Here is a 19983-nt window from a genome sequence, read left to right on the forward strand (position 1 = left end):
ATAGTGGTCGCATGCGCAGACTCCTCCTCGGACTCCTGACCAACGCCGTCGCGATCTGGCTGACCACCCTCGTCGTGTCGGGCGTCCGCGTGGATCCGTACGAGGAGGGGCCGACCGCGGCGATCCTCACGTACCTCCTGGTGGCGGTGATCTTCGGAGTCGTCAACGCGGTGGTCGGCGGCGTGGTCCGCGTGGTCGCCTTCCCGCTGTACGTGCTCACGCTCGGGCTGGTCGCGTTCCTGGTAAACGGGCTCCTCCTGCTGCTCACGGCCTGGGTCAGCGGGCTGTTCGGCTTCGGGCTCGTCGTCGACGGATTCTGGTGGGGCGTGCTCGGCGCACTGGTGCTCGCGATCGTCAACTGGTTCATCGGGCTCGTCGTCCGGCCGCTCCTGCGGCGCCGCGAGGACTGACCGGCACCATCGTCAGCCGGCCGGCGACCCTCGAGTCGGGAGGCGTGCGCCAGAGCCCGAAGAGAGCGGCGCCCGAGGCGGCGAGGCGCGGATCGGCATCGAGCGTCTGCGCGGTCGCCACGTAGGCCTCGAGGGCGTGCGCGGGCACCGGGCTCTCCTGCGGCGTCGAGTCGGGCGAGTCGCGCTCGACGACGATGACTCCCGGCTCCTGCGAGGCGGTGCGCCCGAATCCGCTGAGCGCCGGCACGAGGTCGTCGGAGTGCTCGACCGAGACCGAGCGCACTCCGTCCGGCAGGTCGAGTCCGCGGACCGGGCTGCCGAAGGAGACGAGGTCGTGCACGTCGTACCGCTCCGACTGCGCCACTCGGAGCGCGACCAGGCCGCCCTGCGAGTGAGCCGCGATCGTCACGGGCGCCCCCTCGGGGATGCCCGCCGCCTCCATCGCCGCGAGCGTGCCCGCGACCGATGCGGAGCCTCCGCCGCTCATCGCCCGGAGGTTCGACGCCGCACCGAAGGCCTGCTCGGGGTCTCCGGTCCAGTCGGTCGTTCCCGAGAGCGTGACCAGCCACTCCTCGCCGAACCGCTCGATCACGACCTGCGGACCGTCGGGATCGCTCGGAGGGATGCGAGCGGCCAGCTCGCCCCAGCTCGACGGCGCCGACGCCGCCGACCCCAGCCGGACCGGGGGCGGCTCGACCGACTCGATGCGCAGGCGGCGCTCGCCCGGCGCCGGGAGGACGCCGAACAGGGTCGCGAGGACGACGAGCACGCCCGCCGCCGAGCTCACGCCCTGGCCGATCACCTCATCGGCCGGACGACCGCCGAGAACGTCGGCGACCTGTGGCGGCAGCAGCAGGACGCCGATCTCGGTGCCCAGCCCGATCGTCGAGATCGTCGCTCGCAGGCCCTCGACCACGAGCGGATCGCCGAGGAGGGCGCGGACCAGCTCGTCCTTCTCCTCGGCGAGGTCGTCGCGGGCCCCGTCGTCGCCGGCCAGCACGCGGGCCGCCGCCCCGACCGAGCCGAACGCCGCATCGGCCGTCGCCCTGACCAGCCGCGCGGCGTCCTCGCGCGCACCGGGCACGCGACGGGCGAACGACTCCGACGCGCGCAGCCCGAAGACGACCGCCGAGACCAGCGGCGCCACCCGGATCGGGACGACGACCGGACCCTCCTCGAGCGCCTCCTCCGCTCGCGCGTAGGCCGCGGCCGCCTCGACGAGGGCGTCCCGCAGCTGGAGAGCCTCGGCCTCGAGCCCGTGCAGCCGTCTCGTCAGCAGCTCGAGCTCGCCGACCCGCTCCGGCGCGGCCGCACCGACCGCGGGCGCCGCCCGCGCCGCGGCGCCGGTGCAGTCGGCGAGACCCCGCAGCACCGTGTCGAGCGCTCGCCGGCGCTCGTCCAGCTCACCGGTGTCGACGCGGTCGAGGAGAGCGGAGCTCACCTGCCACCACCGCCCGCCAGGCCGCGCGCCGCGCCCTCGGCGACCGCGAGGCCGCCCTGGAGCTCGCCCACCCGCTCCGCGAAGACGCGCGCCGCGTCGTCCTCCCAGCCGGCGTCGGGGAGGAGGCCCGCCGCCGCCGCCCGCACCCCGCCGATCCCCTCGGCGAGCGCCGCCAGCTCCGCGCTCGGCCACGCCGCCACCCCCGCCTGCTGATCGATCACCATCCGCACCGCCTCCGTTCCACCTCGTTCGCGCCCAGCTTCGACGAGCGCGAAGGGCCCGGGGAGGGTCGCCGCCCGACCCGTGGAGAGCGGCCGGATCGACCGGGTGTGGAGGAGCCGCGGTGCGCCACAATGGGCGGGTGACCCCCCGCTCCCCCGCGCCCTCGGCCTTCGCCGTGTGCTTCGTCTGCACCGGCAACATCTGCCGGTCGCCGATGGCCGAGGCGGTGCTGCGCTCGCTCGCCGAGCGCGCCGGGCTCGCCTCCGCCATCGAGATCAGCTCGGCCGGCACCGGGGAGTGGCACCTCGGCGAGCACGCCGACCACCGCGCACTCGATGCTCTCGAGCGCCGCGGACTCGACGGCGGCACGCACCGCGCGCAGCTGTTCGACCCCACGCGGTTCGACGAGTTCGACCTCGTCGTGGCGCTCGATCACGGCCACGAGCGCGCACTGCGGTCGTGGGCGCGCACCGACGTCGACCGCCAGAAGGTGCGCCGCCTGCTCGCCTTCGAGCCGTCCCTCTCGCCGCAGGGCGACGTGCCCGACCCCTACTATTCCGATGCGGCGGCGTTCGACTCGGTGCTCTCGCTCATCGAGAGCGCGTGCCGGTCGCTCTTCGCCCAGATCGAACCCGGGCTCCGCGGCAATCGCGCCGCCCGCCCCGACTCCCCCGACGCGCGCTCCGGCGCCGTCGCCGGCTCCGCGGCCCGCGCGGACCACCGCGACCCGGAAGGCCCCACCGCATGACCTCGCTCCCCACCCAGCCGCTGAGCCCCCTCGACGGCCGGTACAGCGGCGCCGTCTCGTCGCTCGGCGAGTACCTGTCCGAGGCGGGGCTCAACCGCGCGCGCGTGCACGTCGAGGTCGAGTGGCTGCTCGCCCTCACCGACCGCCGGCTCTTCGGCTCCGAGCCGGTCGACGCCGCGACCGCCGAGGAGCTGCGCCGCCGCGCCCGCGACTTCGGCCAGGCCGAGATCGACGAGCTCGCGACCCTCGAGGCCCGCACCCGCCACGACGTGAAGGCCGTCGAGTACCTGGTGCGCCACTGGCTCGCCGACCTCGGCCTCGACCGCATCGCCGAGCTCACCCACTTCGCCGCGACGAGCGAGGACATCAACAACCTCTCCTACGCGATCGTCGTCCGGCAGGCCGTCGGAGAGATCTGGCTGCCGAAGCTGCGCTCGGTGGTCGACTCCCTGCGCGAGCTCGCCGTCCGCTACCGCGACGAGGCGATGCTGAGCCGGACGCACGGCCAGCCGGCGACGCCGACCACGATGGGCAAGGAGTTCGCCGTCTACGCGTTCCGGCTCGAGCGCGTCATCGCGCAGGTCGAGGCGACGGAGTACCTGGGCAAGTTCAGCGGGGCGACCGGCACGTTCGCGGCGCACCTCGCCGCCGACCCCGACACCGACTGGCCGGCCCTGGCGGAGGAGTTCGTCGCCTCCCTCGGCCTCGTCTTCAACCCGCTGACCACCCAGATCGAGTCGCACGACTGGCAGGCCGAGCTCTACGGGAAGGCGGCGCACGCGAACCGGATCCTGCACAACATCTGCACCGACGTCTGGACCTACATCTCGCTCGGCTACTTCCGCCAGATCCCGCAGGCCGGCGCAACCGGATCCTCGACCATGCCGCACAAGATCAACCCGATCCGCTTCGAGAACGCCGAGGCCAACCTCGAGCTCTCGAGCGCCCTGCTCGACTCGCTCGGGCAGACCCTGGTGACCTCGCGGCTGCAGCGCGACCTCACCGACTCGACGACCCAGCGCAACATCGGAGTCGCGTTCGGCCACTCCCTCCTCGCGCTCGACAACATCGCGCGGGGCCTGCTCGAGATCGACCTCGACCCGAGGGCGCTCGCCGCCGACCTCGACACCAACTGGGAGGTGCTCGCCGAGGCCATCCAGACCGTCATCCGCGCCGAGGTGGTCGCCGGCCGCTCCGAGATCACCGACCCCTACGCGATGCTCAAGGACCTCACCCGCGGCAAGCGCCTCGGCGCCGACGACCTCGCGGCGTTCGTGGGCTCCCTCGACATCGGCGAAGCCGCGAAGGCGCGCCTGCTCGCCCTGACGCCCGCCGCGTACACCGGCGTGGCCTCGGAGCTGGTCGACCGCCTGCCCTGAGCGATGTCGGGGGTCGCGCCTAGCGTCCGAGGATGAACGCTTGCGCGATCGACGAGTGCCCGGCGCCCGCCGAGCAGGGGGCGCCGCTCGCGCTCTGCTCGGCGCACCTCGCGCTGGCCCACGACTGGGTCGCCCGCGAGGACGGCGTCGTCGACGCCCTGCCGTCGCCGTGCCTCGTCTGCGGCTCCCGGCTGGGCGTGCGGCTCCCCGCGGCCTGGCTCTGCGCGGCCTGCGAGTGGCGCTTCGGCGAGGTGCCCGACGCCGAGCTCGCGCCGCCGCGCGTCGAGGTCGTGTACTACATCCGCTTCGGCGACCGCATCAAGATCGGCACCAGCGGCAACCCCCGCCAGCGCCTGCACCGGCTGCGCCACGAGGAGCTGCTCGCGTTCGAGCGCGGCGGCCGGGCGCTCGAGCAGCACCGGCACGCTCAGTTCGCCGCCGAGCGGCTCGAGCGCACCGAGTGGTTCGCCAGGAGCCCCGCACTCGAGGGCCACATCGAGACGGTCGGCGCGGGCGAGCCCGACCCGTGGGCGCTGCACCGCCGCTGGTGGAGCGAGGCCCTCGCGCTCCGCAGCTGAGGGCGGAGGCGTTCAGCGCGTCCAAGAGTCGACCAGCAGGTCTCCGCGGATCACCCGCAGCTCCTCGAGCAGCCGCTCGACGACGGCCGCCGACACTCCCGAGGCGAGCACGTCGTGCGGGCCCAGTGCGGGGAGGCGGCCGGTGCGGATGCGCACGACCTCCCAGCCCGCCGACCGCAGCGCGCGGTCCTTCCGACGGTCCGCCTCCTCGCGGCGGCCGACGTGCTCGAGTCCGTGCCTCCCCGTCGAGTCGTACTCGATCGCGACCCGCAGCTCGCCCAGCACGATGTCCGGCCACGCCTCGAGGTGCTCGAAGAACGGCCGGCCGAGGCGCACCGCGGTGAAGCCGGGCTCGAACTCGAGCCGCTCGGCCAGCATCGCCCGCAGCCGGGCCTCGACGGCCGAAGCGGGCGGAGGCGCGCACCGACTCGCGAACGGCTCGCCGACCGCGAGATCCGGCGTCTTCGAGCAGATCCGCGGGGCGCGGGCGGGGGCTCGACGCGGAGGCGGCGCCTCCTCCTGATGCGCACGCGGCGTCCAGGGCCGGGCCAGCTCGGCGCACTCGGGGCACCACGACGAGCGCCGGCGCTCCCGACCCGGGCGGTGCCGCTGCTCCTCGGGGGTCGCGACGAACAGGTGCCCGGAGTCGCAGAGCCAGCACAGGTAGACGTCGGCGGCCGGAGGGATCTGGCTCAGCACGATGCCGTCGTTGTACTCGGGGCGGTACTGCCGCACCAGCACCGGATAGGACGACCACGCGTCCCGGTAGCGCCCGACCTCGTACGGCACGTCGACCCCCCTCGAGAACCGCCGCCGCTCCCACCACCGCCCGATCGCCTCCGCCATGCCCGCACAGTACGTCCGACCACCGACGCCGGCCGGAGCGGCAGCGAGCACGCCTATCGCCGAAGGGAGGTGGGTCTCGATACGCCGCCCACGGCGGCTACTCGACCAGCATGGAGGGCGGCGGACGCCGTCTTCTCCCCGTGTCACCTTCCAGCGGTCCCCGCGTACGCCGAACCTCGGAGCGCACCGCGGAATCGCGTGCCAAGCGATTCCGCGCAGCGAAAGCGGGACGCTCTACAGAACCCGGCCACATCGAAGAGCCGACCGCGGGAGGGGCGGCGAGGACGCCCCGACCCGGAGAACTCAGTGGCGGCCGTTCTGCTCGTCGAGGTCGGCGATCTCGGCGTCGTCGGGCTTGAAGGTGAGCGAGAACATCGCGATCGCGACGAGGACGACGATGAACGCGACTCCGAACGAGATGAGCGCGACGACCGGCTCGCGGGTCGACAGCAGCACGACCACGCCGACGAAGGCCGCCATCACGGCCGAGAAGCCGATGAGCTCGAGGGGGCGCAGGCGGTCCTTGCGGGTGGGCTGGAACGTGCGCGGCGCGAACTCGTCGGGCTCGGGCGCCGCGGCGTCGGGGGTCTGGCCTTCGGCGGTCATCGGTCTCCTCCGGTGGTGGATGTCGAGGTGTCGACGGCATCGGCACCGGCGGCCCACTTGAGCGAGAACGCGGCGATCGCGAGGTAGACGCCGACCATCACGGCGTAGGCGCCGAGAAGGCCGACCGAGACGACGGGGTGGGGAGGGAGCAGGGCGAAGGCGGCGCCGAGGAGCACCGTGCCGGCACCGACGACGACCGCGTCGCGGGCGGCGAGGCCCTGACCGCGGCGGCCGCTGGTGATCTCGAGGGATCCCGAGACGAGGGCCCAGCCGGCCACCAGAGCGACGAACAGCATCAGCGCGGCGACGGGCAGCGCGACGAGCGCTCCGACTCCGGCGAGGAGGGTGACGCCGGCCGAGGCGAGCGCGGCCCTGCGACTGCGCCCGTCGGCGGCACGCAGCGCGCGGAGGAGGGAGACCGCGCCGGTCGCGAGGGCGAACCCGGCGAAGACGGCGAGCCCGAAGGCCGGGCTGTGGTCGGGGGAGAAGGTGACCACGCAGCCCGCGGCCGCGGCGACGGCGGCGCGGGCGAGTACGAGGGTCCAGGAGTTCGCCCGTTCGGCGGAGTCGGCGGCGTGGGCCACGGTCGAGCCTCTCTGGTGGTGCGGTGGGTCGGGAGTCGCGAGCGGACCGGGCGACGCCGCCGGGTCCGTCGGCGCTGATCGCCCGATCGGAGGCTGGGAGGACCCTGCCGGTTCCTCTTCTCCGCGGACTGTCCGATTTTACGCTCTCCGGGCCGACGGATCGCTCCGCGGCCCGTCCGACGCCTGCATCCTCGGCGAGCGCGCAGCAAGGGGCACCGCCGTCGATCCTGTTTCCGCAGGGTTACGGGCGTCTGAGCCCCCGACCACTGGGGTCGCCCTCTATGGGTGACGCTCGCTATCGTGGGTCCGTTCCCTCACCCGTGCGATGCCCGCTTACCCGCTGTGCCGCGCGCCCCGCCTCAGGCGCTGAACGCACCCGTCGTTCTGCACGCCCCTGTCACCTGGAGTTGATGCCGTGAACGGACTGGATCTCGCGATCCTGGCTCAGCGAGCCCGCGATCTGGCCTTCAGCAAGCTCGTCGCCGGTGGCTTCCACCGCTTCGGGAAGGGCTCGCGCATCTGCCTGCCGTTCCGCATCGGCCCGGGGCAGGGCAGCCGCATCTCGATCGGAGAGAACGTCCTGATCAGCGCGAACTGCATGCTGATGGTGCCCTCCGCCGACGCGCCCACCCCGGCCCTGATCATCGGCGACCGCGTTCGGATGAACATGACCGCGATCACCGCCGTGAAGAGCGTGATCATCGAGGAGGGCGTGGGCATCGCCCGCGGCGTCTACATCTCCGACCACTCCCACGGATTCTCCGACCCGGACACGTTCATCCGCGACCAGCCGGTCGAGCGGATCGCCCCGGTGCGCATCGGCCGCGGCGCCTGGCTGGGCGAGAACGTGGTCATCATGCCCGGAGTCACGGTCGGTCGCGGCGCCGTCATCGGCGCGAACGCGGTCGTCCGCGACGACGTGCCCGACTACTCCGTCGCCGTCGGGGTCCCCGCGCGCGTCATCCGGACGTTCGCGTGAGCGCGCCGACCGTGGGGAACGGTCTCGTGCGCGACGTCGTCTTCACCTTCTCGTACGAGACGTACACCGATGCCGCGCGCCGGGGGATGATGCGGCCGCCGGACCGCATCCTGACCTCGCTGATGGAGAGCCCCCAGGTGGGGCGCCTGATCGTCGCCAATCCGTACCGCTTCGCGCCCACCAACCTCGTCCGCTCCGCGCTCGGCAGGGAGGTGGAGTTCCCCGGGACGCCGACGCGCGTCCTGCACACCCCGCTCCGCCTGCGGCGCAGCGACCCGACCGACATCGCGGGCCTCGAGAGGGAGTACCGCGCCTACGATCAGGGCATCGCCAAGCTGGCCGACGAGCTCGAGCTGGTGCGGCCGGTGATCGTCACCACGAGCCCCGTCGTCGCCGGCTTCTCGCCGTTCGAGTGGGCCGAGCACGTGATGTTCTTCGCCCGCGACGACTGGACCACCTCGACCCGGTGGAAGAACCACTGGCCCGCGTTCCAGGAGGCGTACCGCCGCGTCGCCTCCTCGGGCCGCTCGGTGACCGCCGTGTCGCAGGAGATCATCGACCGGATCGCCCCCACCGGCCCCCACGCCGTGGTGCCGAACGGCGTCGCTCCCGAGGAGTGGACCGGCCCGGTCCCCGAGGCCCCCGAGTGGCTGCGGAGCATCCCGGGCCCGCGCGCCCTGCACGTCGGCACCCTCGACGACCGGCTCGACGTCGAGGGGATCGTGGCGGTCGCGACCGCGCACCCCGAGCTGCACATCGTCCTGATGGGCCCGCAGCCCGATCCCGGGTACCTCGCCCCCCTGGCGCGGTTCTCGAACGTGCACCTGCACCACTCCGTCGGCCGTCGCGAACTGGTCGCGACGATGCGCAACGTCGAGCTCTGCCTCCTCGCGCACCGGCGGACGCCCCTGACCGAGGCGATGAGCCCGCTCAAGCTGTACGAGTACGTGGCGAGCGGCTGCCCCGTCATCTCGGTCGACCTCCCGCCCATCCACGGCATCAGCGACCGCATCCGCATCGTGCCGACGATGGCGGAGTTCGCCTCGGTCGTCGACGACGCCCTGGCCGACGGTCACGCGGACGAGGAGGACCGCCTCGAGTGGGTGCACGCCAACTCGTGGGCGGCCCGGCACGGGACGGTCCTCGACATCCTGCTCGACCGCGGAGGCGCGCGCTCGGGCGAGGTCGTGCCGGGCTGAGCCCGGCCGCCGTCCACCCGTCACCTTCACGATCTCCCACTACACAGCATCCGCCCGGGCCGGCCATCGGCTCCCCGGTGCGGAGGAGGGCACCATGTCCGAGTTCCTGTTCGTCTGCTCCGGCGGAGGGCATCTGAAGCAGCTGTTCACGCTGTCGTCCCGGTTCGGGATCGATCCGGCCGAGCAGCACTGGGTGACGTTCGACAACGGCCTGAGCCGCTCGCTCCTCGAGGGACGGCGCGTGACCTTCAGCCGCTTCGCCGCACCGCGCGACACCCTGCCGATCGCCCAGAACGCCCTCCTCGCGCACCGCATCATCGGCAAGGGCGACTACTCGGCCGTCTTCAGCACCGGGTCGAGCCCGGCGGTGTCCTTCATGCCGGAGGCGTCGCTGCGCGGGATCGAGTGCCACTACATCGAGAGCGCGGCGCGCGCCGACGGCCCCTCGATCACGGGGCGGATCATGGCGCGCCTGCGCGGAGTGAACACCTACAGCCAGTACCCGGTGTGGGCCGACCAGCGCTGGCAGTTCGGCGGCTCGATCTTCGACGCCTTCACCACCGGTCCGGCGCGGGAGGTCCGCGGCATCCGCCGCGCCGTCCTCTCGGTCGGCACGCAGGACCTCTACCCCTTCGACCGGCTGATCGCCGCCGCGGTCCCCCTGCTCTCGGGCGCGGAGGTGCTCTGGCAGACCGGACTCGCCGACGTCTCACCGCACGGCATCGAGGGCCGCGTGAGCGTCCCGCACCACGAGCTCCAGGAGGCGGTCGACGCGGCCGACGTCGTCATCGCCCACGCGGGCACCGGCGCGGCCATCACGGCCATCGAGGCGGGCAAGGTCCCGATCCTCGTCCCCCGCCTGGTGGCGCGCGGCGAGCACATCGACGACCACCAGATCCAGATCGCGCGTGAGCTCGACCGCCGCGGCCTCGCGATCGCCGCGGCCCCCGAGGAGCTGACCGAGGAGCTGCTGCTGCGCGCCGCCCGCCTCTCGACCCGCGTCGTCGAGGACGTCGCCCCGTTCCGCTTCTCCCCCGCCCGCGTGCGCTCCAAGCGCCCCGGCTTCGCCGCGAGCCGCACCCAGGGCGGCGGCGGCTCGAGCGCTCCCGCGGTCTGACGCCGGCGCCGGTGCACAACCGAGGCTGACAGTGCGCGTCGCCCTCCGAGAGGCGGCTCGGCCGCTCCTGACCTCGGTTGCGCACGCCGATCTCACCTCCGCACCCCCCAGAGGTGCTCGCGCCTGTCGACGAGCGCTCGGATGACCGTCTCCGTCCGACCCCAGGTCTGCAGCACCTGCTTCGTCGAGAGGCGGATGCACAGGTAGCCCTGCGCGGCGAGCTCCAGGCTCCGTCGGTAGTCCTCCTCGATCTGCGCGGATCCGGAGTGGAACGTCCGACCGTCGGTCTCGAGGACGAGCCGCTCGCCGAAGACGACGTCGACATGACCGACCCTCTCGATCTCCACCTGGGTGCGGACGACGACGCGCAGTCGCTGCCCCAGCCGCCGCACTCTGGTCTCCGACCCGGACTGGCAGCCGCCGTCCACTTCGCCGAGCACCCAGCCCCTCGTCGTGGGCGCGAGTGCCTTCAGCGCGAGCAGATCGTCGAGACTTATCGCGCCCGAGTTGACGGCGCTGTCGAGCGTCATGAGCGCGTCCTCCGGCGGAACGCATGCCAGCAGGTGCAAGAGGGAGGCGCGGAGCCCGTCGAGCGAGCCCGACTCGTGCCCGCAGCCGTCCCAGGACCGCCAGTGCAGCACCACCCCCGGAGGCGCGCTCCGTTCCGACGCGTGCGGAGGCACGGCGACGTGCAGGCGCTCGCTCTCGAGCACCCACAGCCCCCGCGCCGCCAGCGCGGAGGCACAGGTCAGCACCCCGCCGAGAGCGACGGCGCGACGCTCGTCCACAGGCAGCGTCGCGAGTGCGAACCACCCGCGGCGCAGCCGCTCGACGGCTCCCGACTCCAGGGCGGCGCCGAGCGCGCGGCGCGTGACACCCGCTCCGGCGAACTGCGACGCCGACGCGACGCCTCCCCAGGCAGTCAGGAGGTGCAGCACTCGTTCCATGCCCCGAGGGTGGCGTCGCCGCCGTCACGACGTGCGGCCCTGAGTCCGGAATCGGGACGACCGAGGCCCCAGAAGCGCCTGTGGAGGAGCGTCACCCGCCGGACGGAGCGCTCACGCGTGCACTATCGAGGCTCAGAGGCGCCGAGTCGCCCGATGGGGCGCGATGACCGCTCTCACCCTCGGTTGTGCACACCGACGGGCTCAGAGGGTCAGGAGACCCCCGCCATCAGCGCCGTCCACGCGATGTCGGCGAGCTTCGCCTGGCCCGCGATCGACGGGTGGAAGTGGTCGACGTCCGAGATGTCGTCGGAGGTGACGTCGAAGTCGTGCAGCGCGCCTCCGTCGTAGACGCAGTTCGCGACGGCCCCGCAGGCCTCCGCGAGGATCGCGTTGTAGGCGTCGATCGTGTCGCTCACGTTCGTGCGGCGGGCGACCGAGTCCGCCGCGTCCGAGGTCGGCTCGTAGAGCAGCGAGTTGCAGTTCGAGCTGCCGGACCAGCGCGAGACGGCCTCGGAGTCGGTGCGCTCGGTCTCGAAGAAGTCGAGCAGGTTGGGCACGGAGGAGACGAAGATCGTCGCGTCCGGGGCCCCCGTCGACAGCGTCGCGAGACTCGTCGTGACACTGGTGCGGAAGGCGTCGGGAGTCGTGATGTCGCTGCTGTTCTTGCGGCAGACGTCGTTCGCGCCGATCAGCACGGTGACCAGGTCGGGCGAGACCGCCACGGCCTTCTCGGCCTGGCGCGGCAGCTCGGCCGAGGTGGCGCCCTTGGCGGCGACGTTCTCGATGGTCGGCACCGCGCCGACGGCCTCGCCGGCGCGACGGGCGACGGAGTCGACGGTCTCATCCTCGCCGGTGGTCCACGAGGCGCTCGGGCAGGGCTTGTTCTGCCCGCACGCGGCGACGCCGACCGAGATCGAGTCGCCCATCGCGGCGATGACGCCGGCCTCGAACGGCAGGCCGCCCGCGGCGGGCTCGGTGGTCTCGGCGGGAGCCGGTGCGGAGGTGCACCCGGCCAGCAGAGCGGCGGACAGCAGAAGAGCGGCGATCGCTCCGGCACGGCGGATCATGCCGCTCCTCCTTCGGTGGCGGGGACGGCCGCGGGCGGCTTCGGCCCCTTCGGCTTGGGCTTCCTGACCTGCTTCACGAAGGCGAGGATCTGGTTCATGTCGCGGCGGTAGACCGGCAGCACCATCGCCAGGGCGAGCGGCACCAGGGAGGCGAGACCGCCGACGATCAGGTGCACGATCGGCAGGAGGTCGGTGTACTCCCCGACGGCCCAGGCGGCGCCGAACATGAACGGCACGACGATCGCGGGGCGCAGGACCGGCACGATGATGTCGGAGCCGCGGAGGAACGTGCCGCGGATGGCGAGCCAGAAGCCGGGCACGAGCAGGGCGAGGGTGGTGAGTCCGTAGAGCAGCGCGAGGCCCTCGACGCCGTTCCACCACAGGCCGACGAAGAACGAGGCGATCACGATCGGACGCGTGACCACGTAGTAGGCCAGCTGACGGTGGACGCGTCCGAGCGAGATGTAGATCCAGCCCTGCACGTTGCCGATGCCCTGGGCGATGCCGGCGATCGAGAGCAGCGACAGGATCACGGCCGACGAGGACCACTGCGAGCCGAGCAGCAGCTCGACCAGCGGGCCGGACAGGGCCGCGAGGACTCCGAAGGTCGGCAGCGTCAGGTAGCCGATGACCAGCAGCGCCCCGCGGACGTAGCGGCGGTAGCGCTCGCCGTCGTCCTGCAGCGAGCTGAGCACCGGCAGCGCCACGCGGCCGAGGGGCCCGTTGAGCTGCTGCAGCGGGAGCAGGAAGAGCGAGTAGGCCCGCGAGTACTGGCCCAGCGCGTTCGCGCCGAGCTGCGCGCCGATGAGGACGTTGTCGACGTTGCGGGCGAAGTAGTTGAGCAGCTGGACGCCGAAGATGCTGCCGCCGGTGGTGACCAGCGGGATGACCTCGCGCGAGATCCGCGGCGGGCCGAACTTCGGGCGGGCGGCGACCCAGAGGGCGATCAGCCGGTAGACCAGCGCGCCGCCCTGCAGCACGACGAGCGACCAGACGCCCCAGCCGAGGAGCGCGGCGATGATCGAGCCGACGACGCCGACGAGCATCGAGACGACGTCGATCTGCGCCATCAGGCCGAAGCGCATCTCCTTCTGCACGCGCGCCTGGAGCGGCATGCAGAGGCTGTTGAGGAACAGCGTCGGAGCGACCGCGAGGGTCAGGACGATCAGGGCCTCTTCCTGGTAGAGGCCGGCGATCAGCCAGGCGGAGGCGGCGATCACGATCGTGCCCGCCACGCCGAGCGCGACCGACAGCCACAGCACCGAGCGCCAGACCGCGTCGCTGAGCTTCTTCGACTGGATGATCGCGCCGGTGAGGCCGAAGTCGCGGACCAGGTCGGCGACTCCGACGATGGCCGTGACGGCCGCCAGCAGACCGAAGTCCGACGGCGACAGCAGGCGGGCGAGCACGACGGTCGAGATCAGCTGGATGGCCGTCTTGCCCCAGAGCCCGCCGAGGGTCTGGATGACTCCGCGGCTGGCCTTGTGGCCGAGGTCGGAGCGGGGCGGCAGGTTCGGTCCGTCGCCCACCGTCGGCGACTGAGCGATCGCGTCGGTCGCGAGCGTCTCGGTGGTGTGGGCGGTGTCGTCCATCGCCGCCTCGATCTGCTCGTCGGTGGTGCGGGACGCGCTCGAGGAGCCGCCGGACGTGGTCGGCCCCGTCACGCGCGCGTCGTCTCGTCGCGGTTCCATTCGGGTACGCCTCCTCGAGCGATGATCGACCGGGCCGTGAGGCGGGGTCGCAGATAGCCGTAGCAGTAGATGGGGAAGGCCGGCCACAGGGACGGCCGCCGGAGGACCCGCTTCAGCAGGGGCACGAGTCCGGCTCCCGCGGGCTGCGGGCGGTCGGGGACGAGGCCCGACTCCTTCAGCTGGACGTTGCCGATGGCGATCCGCACGGTGCGCTTGAGCTGGTTGCGCATCCGCCGCGGGGCCTTCACCGAGAAGGTGTGCCCCCGCAGGGTCGCGCGCTCCTCGGGTGCGAAGAGCTGCTGCACGAAGCGGTCGTCGGCGATGATCTCGGGGAACGCGCCGAAGCGGCGCCTCCCCTCGGCCGACAGGCCGTAGATCCCGGAGCCGACCAGGCCGCTGACGCGGTAGTCGGACAGCTCCCAGATCGAGTAGTGCGCGCGGACGGCCCAGGAGGCGCCGCGCGTGTCGACGTGGAACTCGGGAGCGGCGACGAGCGGGCCGCCGGGGCGGACCAGCTCGTCACCGAGGGCGAGGAGCGTCTCGGCCGAGACGCTCACGTCGGCGTCCACGTAGATCCGCGGCAGCACCGTGGCGATCGCGTCGGCCGCGTTGAGGCCGGCGATCTTGGAGGCGCGCTCCGTCTCGGCGACCAGGATCCGCGGATCAACGGCGCGGGCGACCGCGACGGTGTCGTCGGTGCAGCCGTTCGCGCCGACGACGATCTCGAACCGGCCCTCCGGGTCGCCGTCGACGAGCGCGCGGAGGAGCCGGCCGATCACCGCCGCCTCGTCGTGCGCGGGGATGACGACGCTGACGCGGACGCTCACGACTCGATCGGAGCCGGCTTGCGGACGACGTGATCCCGGGAGTGGGCGCCGACGTGCGAGCCGAGGGCGGGCCCGTGTCCGGGAGCGCCCGCCGAGCCGCGGGTGAACGCCGAGACGTAGCCCGCGTCCTCCGGCGACAGCCGGCGTCGAGCCGACTTGCGCGGTGCCTCGGTGAGCACCCAGGCGCCGATCCCCAGGAAGACCCAGAAGAGCATGAAGGCCTGGAAGAAACCGAAGGCGTCGTAGAAGTAGGCGGCGATCGTGTAGCCGACGAGCAGGACCGCGATCGAGAACGCGAGGCTCGCGTACTGCGGGGTGGTCGTGCTCTTGAACGAGTAGCGCAGCAGCATCACGATCGGCACCAGGAACAGCACGGCGAGGCCGATGACACCGACGGCGCCGCCGTCCATCAGGGTGCCGAGCCACTGGTTGTCGAGGATGAACGCGTTCTTGTCGTCACCGACGACGATCCGGCTGCCGATGCCCGTTCCGAAGAACGGATGCTCGCGCACGATGGCCATCGCCGGCTCGAGGTCGGCGAGACGCCCTGCTCCGGCCATGCCCGCCGAGGTGTACTGCGACGCGATGAGCTCCTCGGGGTCGAGGAACGAGCCGATCATGTCGGTCAGGATCTTCGGGATGACGAGGAAGCCGAGCCCGAGGACGGGGATCATCCCCAGCAGGAGGTATCCGCCGATCTTCGGACGCAGGATCAGCGTCACGAGGAACATCACGCCCAGCGTGACGATCGCGGTGCGCGACACCGCGGTCACGACGCCCAGGAGCATCGCGAGGACCACGCCGTAGTAGATGATGCGGCGGTTGATCTCGTTGAACGGCCAGCGGGCGTACTTCGAGAGGTAGATCGCGATGGGGATCATCATCGTGAACATCACCGCGAGGGCGATGGGGTGCTGCGCCGACCCGAACGAGCGGTAGCCGCCGGCCCGGTAGGCCTCCTGCTCGGCGCCGAGGCGCTCGAGCGGGAGGAACTTGTCGAGCATGGTGAACACGTTCTGCTGCGTCGCGCGCTCGAGGACCGCGAAGACCGCGACCACGACGGCCGTCCAGACCAGCGTGGTCAGCACGGCCTCGACGATGCGCTCGCTGCGCATCATCAGACGGGCGATGTAGAAGACGGAGAGCATCAGCAGGTCGTTGATGATCGCGCCGGCGACACCGCTGCCGAGGCCGCCCTCCGAGATGAACTGCACGTTCGCCGCGATGGAGAGCAGGCTCGACGCCACCCAGATCCCGAGCGGCCAGCCGAACGCCGCGGGGCGCCAGACGAACTTCGGGTCGATCATCAGGGCGACGATCCCCGAGATCACCATCAGCACGATCACGAGCCGGTAGGGCTCGAGAGCGAAGCCGATCGGGATCGGGAGCGCGTAGTAGCGCACCGGGATGAACATGATCACGAGCAGCAGGACCATGAACGCGCCGGTCCAGTTGAAGACCAGCTTGCGCGTGAGGTAGAGGAACGAGATCCCGAAGAGGACCGCCCCTGCGTAGAGCGGGTTGAGGTAGTAGACCGCTGCCAGAGCGACGCCCGAGAGCAGGACGGTCGCCAGGGCCGAGCGGATCCCGAAGGTCCGGCGGACGAGGATCTCGCCCGCGTACGGGTCGTCGTTGCCGGGAACAGGGATCGGGAGTCCCTTGACGGTCTGCGTGCTCATGTCGGGACCCCGCCTCAGGTGGCGCTGCGCTTCCCGGAGGAGGCGAGCTCACCCGCCGCGGCGGGGTTCTCGGAGGCGGTGCCCAGTGCGGCGGGACGCTGGCCCTCGCCCGCGGTGCCGGTGATGGCCGGGCCGCGGCGGAAGGACTCGCCGCGCGGGCGGGCGTTGTTGCGGTTAGCGGTGACGCGCTCCCGCGAGATGCGGACGTTGTAGAGGATGAACGCGAGGGCGATGAAGGCGAGGAACACGCCGAGGCCGGTGATGGCGATCGGGATGATGGGGTTCGACCCCTCCTGCTCGACGGCGGTGCCCTGGTCGGTGACCGCGAGGGTCACGCGCAGCTCGGGGGCGACACCGGAGGCGTCCTGCTGGGCGGCGACGTAGTTCTGGAAGACCGTCGACGCGGTCTCGGAGATGAGGACGGCGCGCTCGGGATCGGTCGACTCACCGACGATCGAGAGGATCGGGAGGCTGAAGCGGCCCGGGTTCTGCTCGGTGCCGGCGGGCTGCGTGGTGCGGCGCACCGCGCTCAGCGCCTCGGTGTCGGTGAGGGGGCCCATGGCCGCCTCGACCTGCGCGCGGATCTGGGAGCCGCTGACGAGGTAGGCGTAGATGACCGCGGTGTTCGTGAGGTCGTTCTGCTGCGCCTCGGTGGTGCCCTCGGTGATGGTCTGACCGGGGTCGACGGCCTGGAACGGGTTCTGGGGGCCACCGCCCAGCAGGATCGTCGTGTCGGAGCGGTACGCGGACTCAGCGCGCGAGACGATCTCCCCGTCCTTGACGGTGTATCCGGCGACCAGGGCGGCCAGCACGGAGACGATGAGGCCCACGGCGAGGAGCCACTTGTAGCTCCAGAGCACTCGAAGGTAAAGGGGGACGGACATCTCGGTCTCGACTTCCAGACGGCGAGGTGTGGTACCTCGGGCGACTCGCCGCGTGCTCGGAGGATGCAATGCTGCTGCAGACGATGGAGCAACGCCTCCGTCCATCACGGCGGGTAATGGCGGAACGGGTGGTGTGGCGGTCGACGTCGGAGGACGAGGACGGAGCCTGGTGCGTAGTGCGGTGTCGAACGTGCTGTCGCTGCGTCCGCGCCGCCTCCGGGCTTGCGGCCAGGGGGTCGGAACGGGCAGAGAACCGGGACCCCACGAGTGCGGTGCCCCGACACACTCATTGTGACCATAACCCACGGCATGCGGATGCCGGAAGTATTGCGGGTGTGTTAAGTCTCCTGGGTGTCCGACCCGCCCAGCAGGACGCGCACTTGCATTCCTCTCAGATGGACGAGGATGGTAGTCCTTGTTCATTCCTGAGCGCGCCGCCCTCACGACAGGAGACGCATGGATGATGAGCACCAGTGCTCCACCACTGCCACCGACCCACCCGACCGCCCCGCCGACCCCGAGTCGGCCCCGCACGACGACGACCACGACGACCGTCTGACGACGCTCGCGCCCACCGTCGCGCCCTCGGCGAGCGATGACGCTCCGCTGTCGGTCCTCTACTCCTTCCCGCACGCGATCGGCTCGCCCGGCATCGGCTGGACCGCGCTGCACCAGGTGCGCGCGCTGACCGAGGCAGGCCACCGGGTGACCGTCGTCGCCGCCTCGATCGCCCAGCCGCTCGGGCCCGTCGCCCGCGCGGTGACGACTCTGACGGTCGGCGGCATCCGCCTTCCGCACCGCCTCTTCGGGCGCAGCCGCTCGATCGCGCACCACGACCGCGTGACCGCGCGGATCCTCGCCGAGGGCGACTACGACGTCGTCCACGGCTGGCCGTGGGGATCGGCCCGCACCTTCGACGAGGCCGCCCGCCAGGGCGTCCCGTCGGTCCGCGAGGCGCCGAACACGCACACCGCGCACGCCTTCGAGGTCGTCGCCGAGGAGTACGAGCGCCTCGGCATCACCCCGCCGCCCGGCTCCCCGCACACGTACAACGCGGTGCGGCTGCAGCGCGAGGAGCGGGAGTGGGCCTCCGCGACCGCGATCCTGGTGCCCTCCGCCTCGGTCGAGCGGACCTTCCTCGAGAAGGGCTTCTCGCCCGAGAAGCTGCTCCGCCACCGCTACGGCGCCCAGGTCGACACCGCGCACGTGATCGATCCCGATCCGCGCGACGACCCCGACCACGTGTTCACCGCCGTCTTCGTGGGCCGGATCGAGCCCCGCAAGGGCCTGCTCTACGCCCTGCAGGCGTGGCAGGCGTCGCGGGCCAGCGGCTGCGGCCGGTTCCTGGTCTACGGCGACTTCACCCCGGGCTACCGCGAGCGCCTCGCAGGCCTCCTCGAGCAGCCCAGCGTCGAGCTGCGCGGGTTCACCAGCGACGTCACCTCCGTCTTCCAGGCGGCCGACGTGCTGATCCTGCCGACGATCGAGGAGGGCAGCGCGCTGGTCACCTCCGAGGCGCAGGCCGCGGGCTGCGTCCCGCTCGTCTCCTCGGCGGCCGGCGCGAACCTCGAGGACGGCGTGCAGGGTCTCGTGCACGAGCCCCGCGACGTCGAGACGCTGACCGCGCACCTCGACCTCGTCTGCTCCGACCGGGAGCTGCTGGCACGACTGCGCCGGGCGGCCCTCGCCAACCGGAGCGAGCTCACCTGGACGCGGGCGGGCGTCGATCTCGTCGCCGCCTACCGCGCCGCCATGCGGATGGTCGGCACCCCGGCCGTCGCCGCCGACCCGTCGAGGACCCATCGCCCGTGAACCCCAGCGCCCTGAGCCTCAGTGACGTCTCGATCATCCTCTGCACCCGCGAGCGGCCCGACATGCTGCGGGGCGCCCTCGCCGCGATCGCCGCGGGGACCGACCCGGCCGTCGAGGTGATCGTCGTCGACTCCGCGTCGACCGACTCGCGCACCCGCGAAGTGGCCGAGGCCGCCGGCGTCCGCTACGTGCGCACCGACACCAAGGGGCTCTCGATCGCGCGGAACCTCGGTCTCGACTCGAGCACCCGGCCGGTCGTGGTCTACACCGATGACGACTGCTCCCCCACTCCGGGCTGGATCGAGGCGCTCCTCGACGCCTTCGCCGACGAGCGGGTCGCCGTGGCCACGGGGCGGATGCTCGACCACACGCTCGTCGACACCGACGTGCCGCCGACCGACCGGATCACCTACCGGTCGACCGTGCAGGGCCTCGACGCCGGACACGGCGCCGTGATGGCGTTCCGCCGCTCCACCGTGCAGACGCTCGGCGGCTTCGACGACACGCTCGGCGCCGGCCGCTACCTCGCCGGAGCCGAGGACCTCGACATCTTCTGCCGGGCCCTCGCCGCCGGCGGCACCGCGGTCTTCGTCCCCGACAGCGTCGTGCTGCACGTCAACACGCGCAATCCCACCGCCTATCGGCGTCTGATGCGGGGCTACGGGCTCGGGCTCGGCGCGCTGGTCGGCAAGTGGTGGCGGATGTCGCCGCTGGTCGGCGGCAGGATGACCGCGACGCTCGCCGTCCGCAGCGGCCGCCGTCTCGTGCGCTCGGCCAAGAAGCGGGGTCGCGGAGCGCGCGACGAGCTCGCGATGGTCGAGGGGATCCTCCGCGGCTACCTCCGCTCACGGCACCTGCGGCTCTCGGGCTCGACCTTCGTCGACGAGTACCCGCCGACGCCGATCCGGCTGTCGCCCGCGCCCGTCGCCGAGTGAGCGCTCCCGCCCCCTCCCGCTCCCGTCTCTTC

General features: G+C 72.3%; 20 protein-coding genes. 9 read left to right on the top strand and 11 right to left on the bottom strand.

All coding sequences use genetic code 11. The annotated features are described in order from the left end of the window. Nucleotides 1–11 precede the first annotated feature (11 nt). Nucleotides 12–410: a phage holin family protein gene (locus GRS96_RS00330; protein WP_159855577.1), complete on the top strand. Its 399-nt coding sequence runs from the start codon at nt 12–14 to the stop codon at nt 408–410. On the opposite strand, the gene GRS96_RS00335 is transcribed toward GRS96_RS00330, so the two are convergent. Both GRS96_RS00335 and GRS96_RS00340 read right to left on the bottom strand, forming a co-directional pair. Then, nucleotides 364–1851, bottom strand: coding sequence for a hypothetical protein (locus GRS96_RS00335; protein ID WP_159987414.1), 1488 nt, complete (start codon nt 1849–1851; stop codon nt 364–366). The genes GRS96_RS00330 and GRS96_RS00335 overlap by 47 nt on opposite strands. Continuing rightward, nucleotides 1848–2075, bottom strand: a complete 228-nt coding sequence (locus GRS96_RS00340; RefSeq protein ID WP_159855575.1) for a hypothetical protein — start codon at nt 2073–2075, stop codon at nt 1848–1850. Before GRS96_RS00340 ends, GRS96_RS00335 begins: the two co-directional genes overlap by 4 nt. A gap of 137 nt (nt 2076–2212) precedes the next feature. Between GRS96_RS00340 and GRS96_RS00345 the strand changes: the two genes are divergently transcribed. Genes GRS96_RS00345 through GRS96_RS00355 form a run of 3 tightly spaced genes read left to right on the top strand, consistent with a single transcriptional unit; the run spans nt 2213 to nt 4778 of the window. Then, nucleotides 2213–2821: a low molecular weight protein-tyrosine-phosphatase gene (locus tag GRS96_RS00345; protein ID WP_204162006.1), complete on the top strand. Its 609-nt coding sequence runs from the start codon at nt 2213–2215 to the stop codon at nt 2819–2821. Next, on the top strand, nt 2818–4200 hold the full coding sequence (purB, locus tag GRS96_RS00350) for an adenylosuccinate lyase (protein ID WP_159855574.1): 1383 nt from the start codon (nt 2818–2820) through the stop codon (nt 4198–4200). Before GRS96_RS00345 ends, purB begins: the two co-directional genes overlap by 4 nt. A 32-nt stretch (nt 4201–4232) precedes the next feature. Continuing rightward, nucleotides 4233–4778, top strand: a complete 546-nt coding sequence (locus GRS96_RS00355) for a GIY-YIG nuclease family protein (protein WP_159987415.1) — start codon at nt 4233–4235, stop codon at nt 4776–4778. 12 nt (nt 4779–4790) lie between these two features. On the opposite strand, the gene GRS96_RS00360 is transcribed toward GRS96_RS00355, so the two are convergent. The 3 genes from GRS96_RS00360 to GRS96_RS00370 all read right to left on the bottom strand — a co-directional run bounded on the left by GRS96_RS00360 (nt 4791) and on the right by GRS96_RS00370 (nt 6814). Continuing rightward, on the bottom strand, nt 4791–5624 hold the full coding sequence (locus GRS96_RS00360) for a hypothetical protein (RefSeq protein WP_159987416.1): 834 nt from the start codon (nt 5622–5624) through the stop codon (nt 4791–4793). Nucleotides 5625–5927: 303 nt separating this feature from the next. Next, on the bottom strand, nt 5928–6230 hold the full coding sequence (locus GRS96_RS00365; RefSeq protein ID WP_235021907.1) for a hypothetical protein: 303 nt from the start codon (nt 6228–6230) through the stop codon (nt 5928–5930). After that, the gene (locus GRS96_RS00370; protein WP_159855571.1) at nt 6227–6814 is read right to left on the bottom strand and encodes a DUF308 domain-containing protein; all 588 of its coding nucleotides are present in this window, start codon (nt 6812–6814) and stop codon (nt 6227–6229) included. The genes GRS96_RS00365 and GRS96_RS00370 overlap by 4 nt, the downstream gene beginning before the upstream one ends. 415 nt (nt 6815–7229) lie before the next feature. On the opposite strand from GRS96_RS00370, the gene GRS96_RS20820 reads away from it, so the two are divergent. From GRS96_RS20820 to GRS96_RS00385, 3 genes are all read left to right on the top strand, one after another. Next, nucleotides 7230–7793, top strand: a complete 564-nt coding sequence (locus tag GRS96_RS20820; protein WP_159987417.1) for an acyltransferase — start codon at nt 7230–7232, stop codon at nt 7791–7793. Continuing rightward, entirely contained in the window at nt 7790–8992 is a 1203-nt protein-coding gene (locus GRS96_RS00380; protein WP_159855569.1) for a glycosyltransferase, read from the top strand. The genes GRS96_RS20820 and GRS96_RS00380 overlap by 4 nt, the downstream gene beginning before the upstream one ends. Nucleotides 8993–9086: 94 nt before the next feature. After that, nucleotides 9087–10109, top strand: coding sequence for a glycosyltransferase (locus GRS96_RS00385; protein ID WP_159987418.1), 1023 nt, complete (start codon nt 9087–9089; stop codon nt 10107–10109). Between the two features lie 92 nt (nt 10110–10201). Here the strand turns inward: GRS96_RS00385 and GRS96_RS00390 are convergent, their stop codons facing one another. The 6 genes from GRS96_RS00390 to GRS96_RS00415 all read right to left on the bottom strand — a co-directional run bounded on the left by GRS96_RS00390 (nt 10202) and on the right by GRS96_RS00415 (nt 17204). Then, complete coding sequence (locus GRS96_RS00390; RefSeq protein WP_159855567.1) at nt 10202–11056, bottom strand: type IV toxin-antitoxin system AbiEi family antitoxin domain-containing protein; 855 nt, start codon at nt 11054–11056, stop codon at nt 10202–10204. Between the two features lie 209 nt (nt 11057–11265). Continuing rightward, the gene (locus tag GRS96_RS00395) at nt 11266–12123 is read right to left on the bottom strand and encodes a GDSL-type esterase/lipase family protein (RefSeq protein WP_159855566.1); all 858 of its coding nucleotides are present in this window, start codon (nt 12121–12123) and stop codon (nt 11266–11268) included. Then, complete coding sequence (locus GRS96_RS00400) at nt 12120–13814, bottom strand: lipopolysaccharide biosynthesis protein (RefSeq protein ID WP_159987419.1); 1695 nt, start codon at nt 13812–13814, stop codon at nt 12120–12122. Before GRS96_RS00400 ends, GRS96_RS00395 begins: the two co-directional genes overlap by 4 nt. Then, entirely contained in the window at nt 13784–14641 is an 858-nt protein-coding gene (locus tag GRS96_RS00405; protein WP_159855564.1) for a glycosyltransferase, read from the bottom strand. The genes GRS96_RS00400 and GRS96_RS00405 overlap by 31 nt, the downstream gene beginning before the upstream one ends. Then, nucleotides 14638–16320 (bottom strand): O-antigen ligase family protein, encoded by a 1683-nt coding sequence (locus GRS96_RS00410; protein WP_159855562.1) that lies wholly within the window; start codon nt 16318–16320, stop codon nt 14638–14640. Before GRS96_RS00410 ends, GRS96_RS00405 begins: the two co-directional genes overlap by 4 nt. A 14-nt stretch (nt 16321–16334) precedes the next feature. After that, the gene (locus tag GRS96_RS00415; protein WP_159855560.1) at nt 16335–17204 is read right to left on the bottom strand and encodes a hypothetical protein; all 870 of its coding nucleotides are present in this window, start codon (nt 17202–17204) and stop codon (nt 16335–16337) included. A gap of 456 nt (nt 17205–17660) precedes the next feature. Here GRS96_RS00415 and GRS96_RS00420 point away from each other — a divergent pair, with 456 nt between their 5' ends. Continuing rightward, nucleotides 17661–19016, top strand: coding sequence for a glycosyltransferase family 4 protein (locus GRS96_RS00420; protein ID WP_159855558.1), 1356 nt, complete (start codon nt 17661–17663; stop codon nt 19014–19016). Then, on the top strand, nt 19013–19951 hold the full coding sequence (locus GRS96_RS00425; RefSeq protein WP_159987420.1) for a glycosyltransferase family 2 protein: 939 nt from the start codon (nt 19013–19015) through the stop codon (nt 19949–19951). Before GRS96_RS00420 ends, GRS96_RS00425 begins: the two co-directional genes overlap by 4 nt. Nucleotides 19952–19983 lie beyond the last annotated feature (32 nt).

The organism is Rathayibacter sp. VKM Ac-2803 (assembly GCF_009807175.1).
Classification (GTDB): Bacteria; Actinomycetota; Actinomycetes; order Actinomycetales; family Microbacteriaceae; genus Rathayibacter.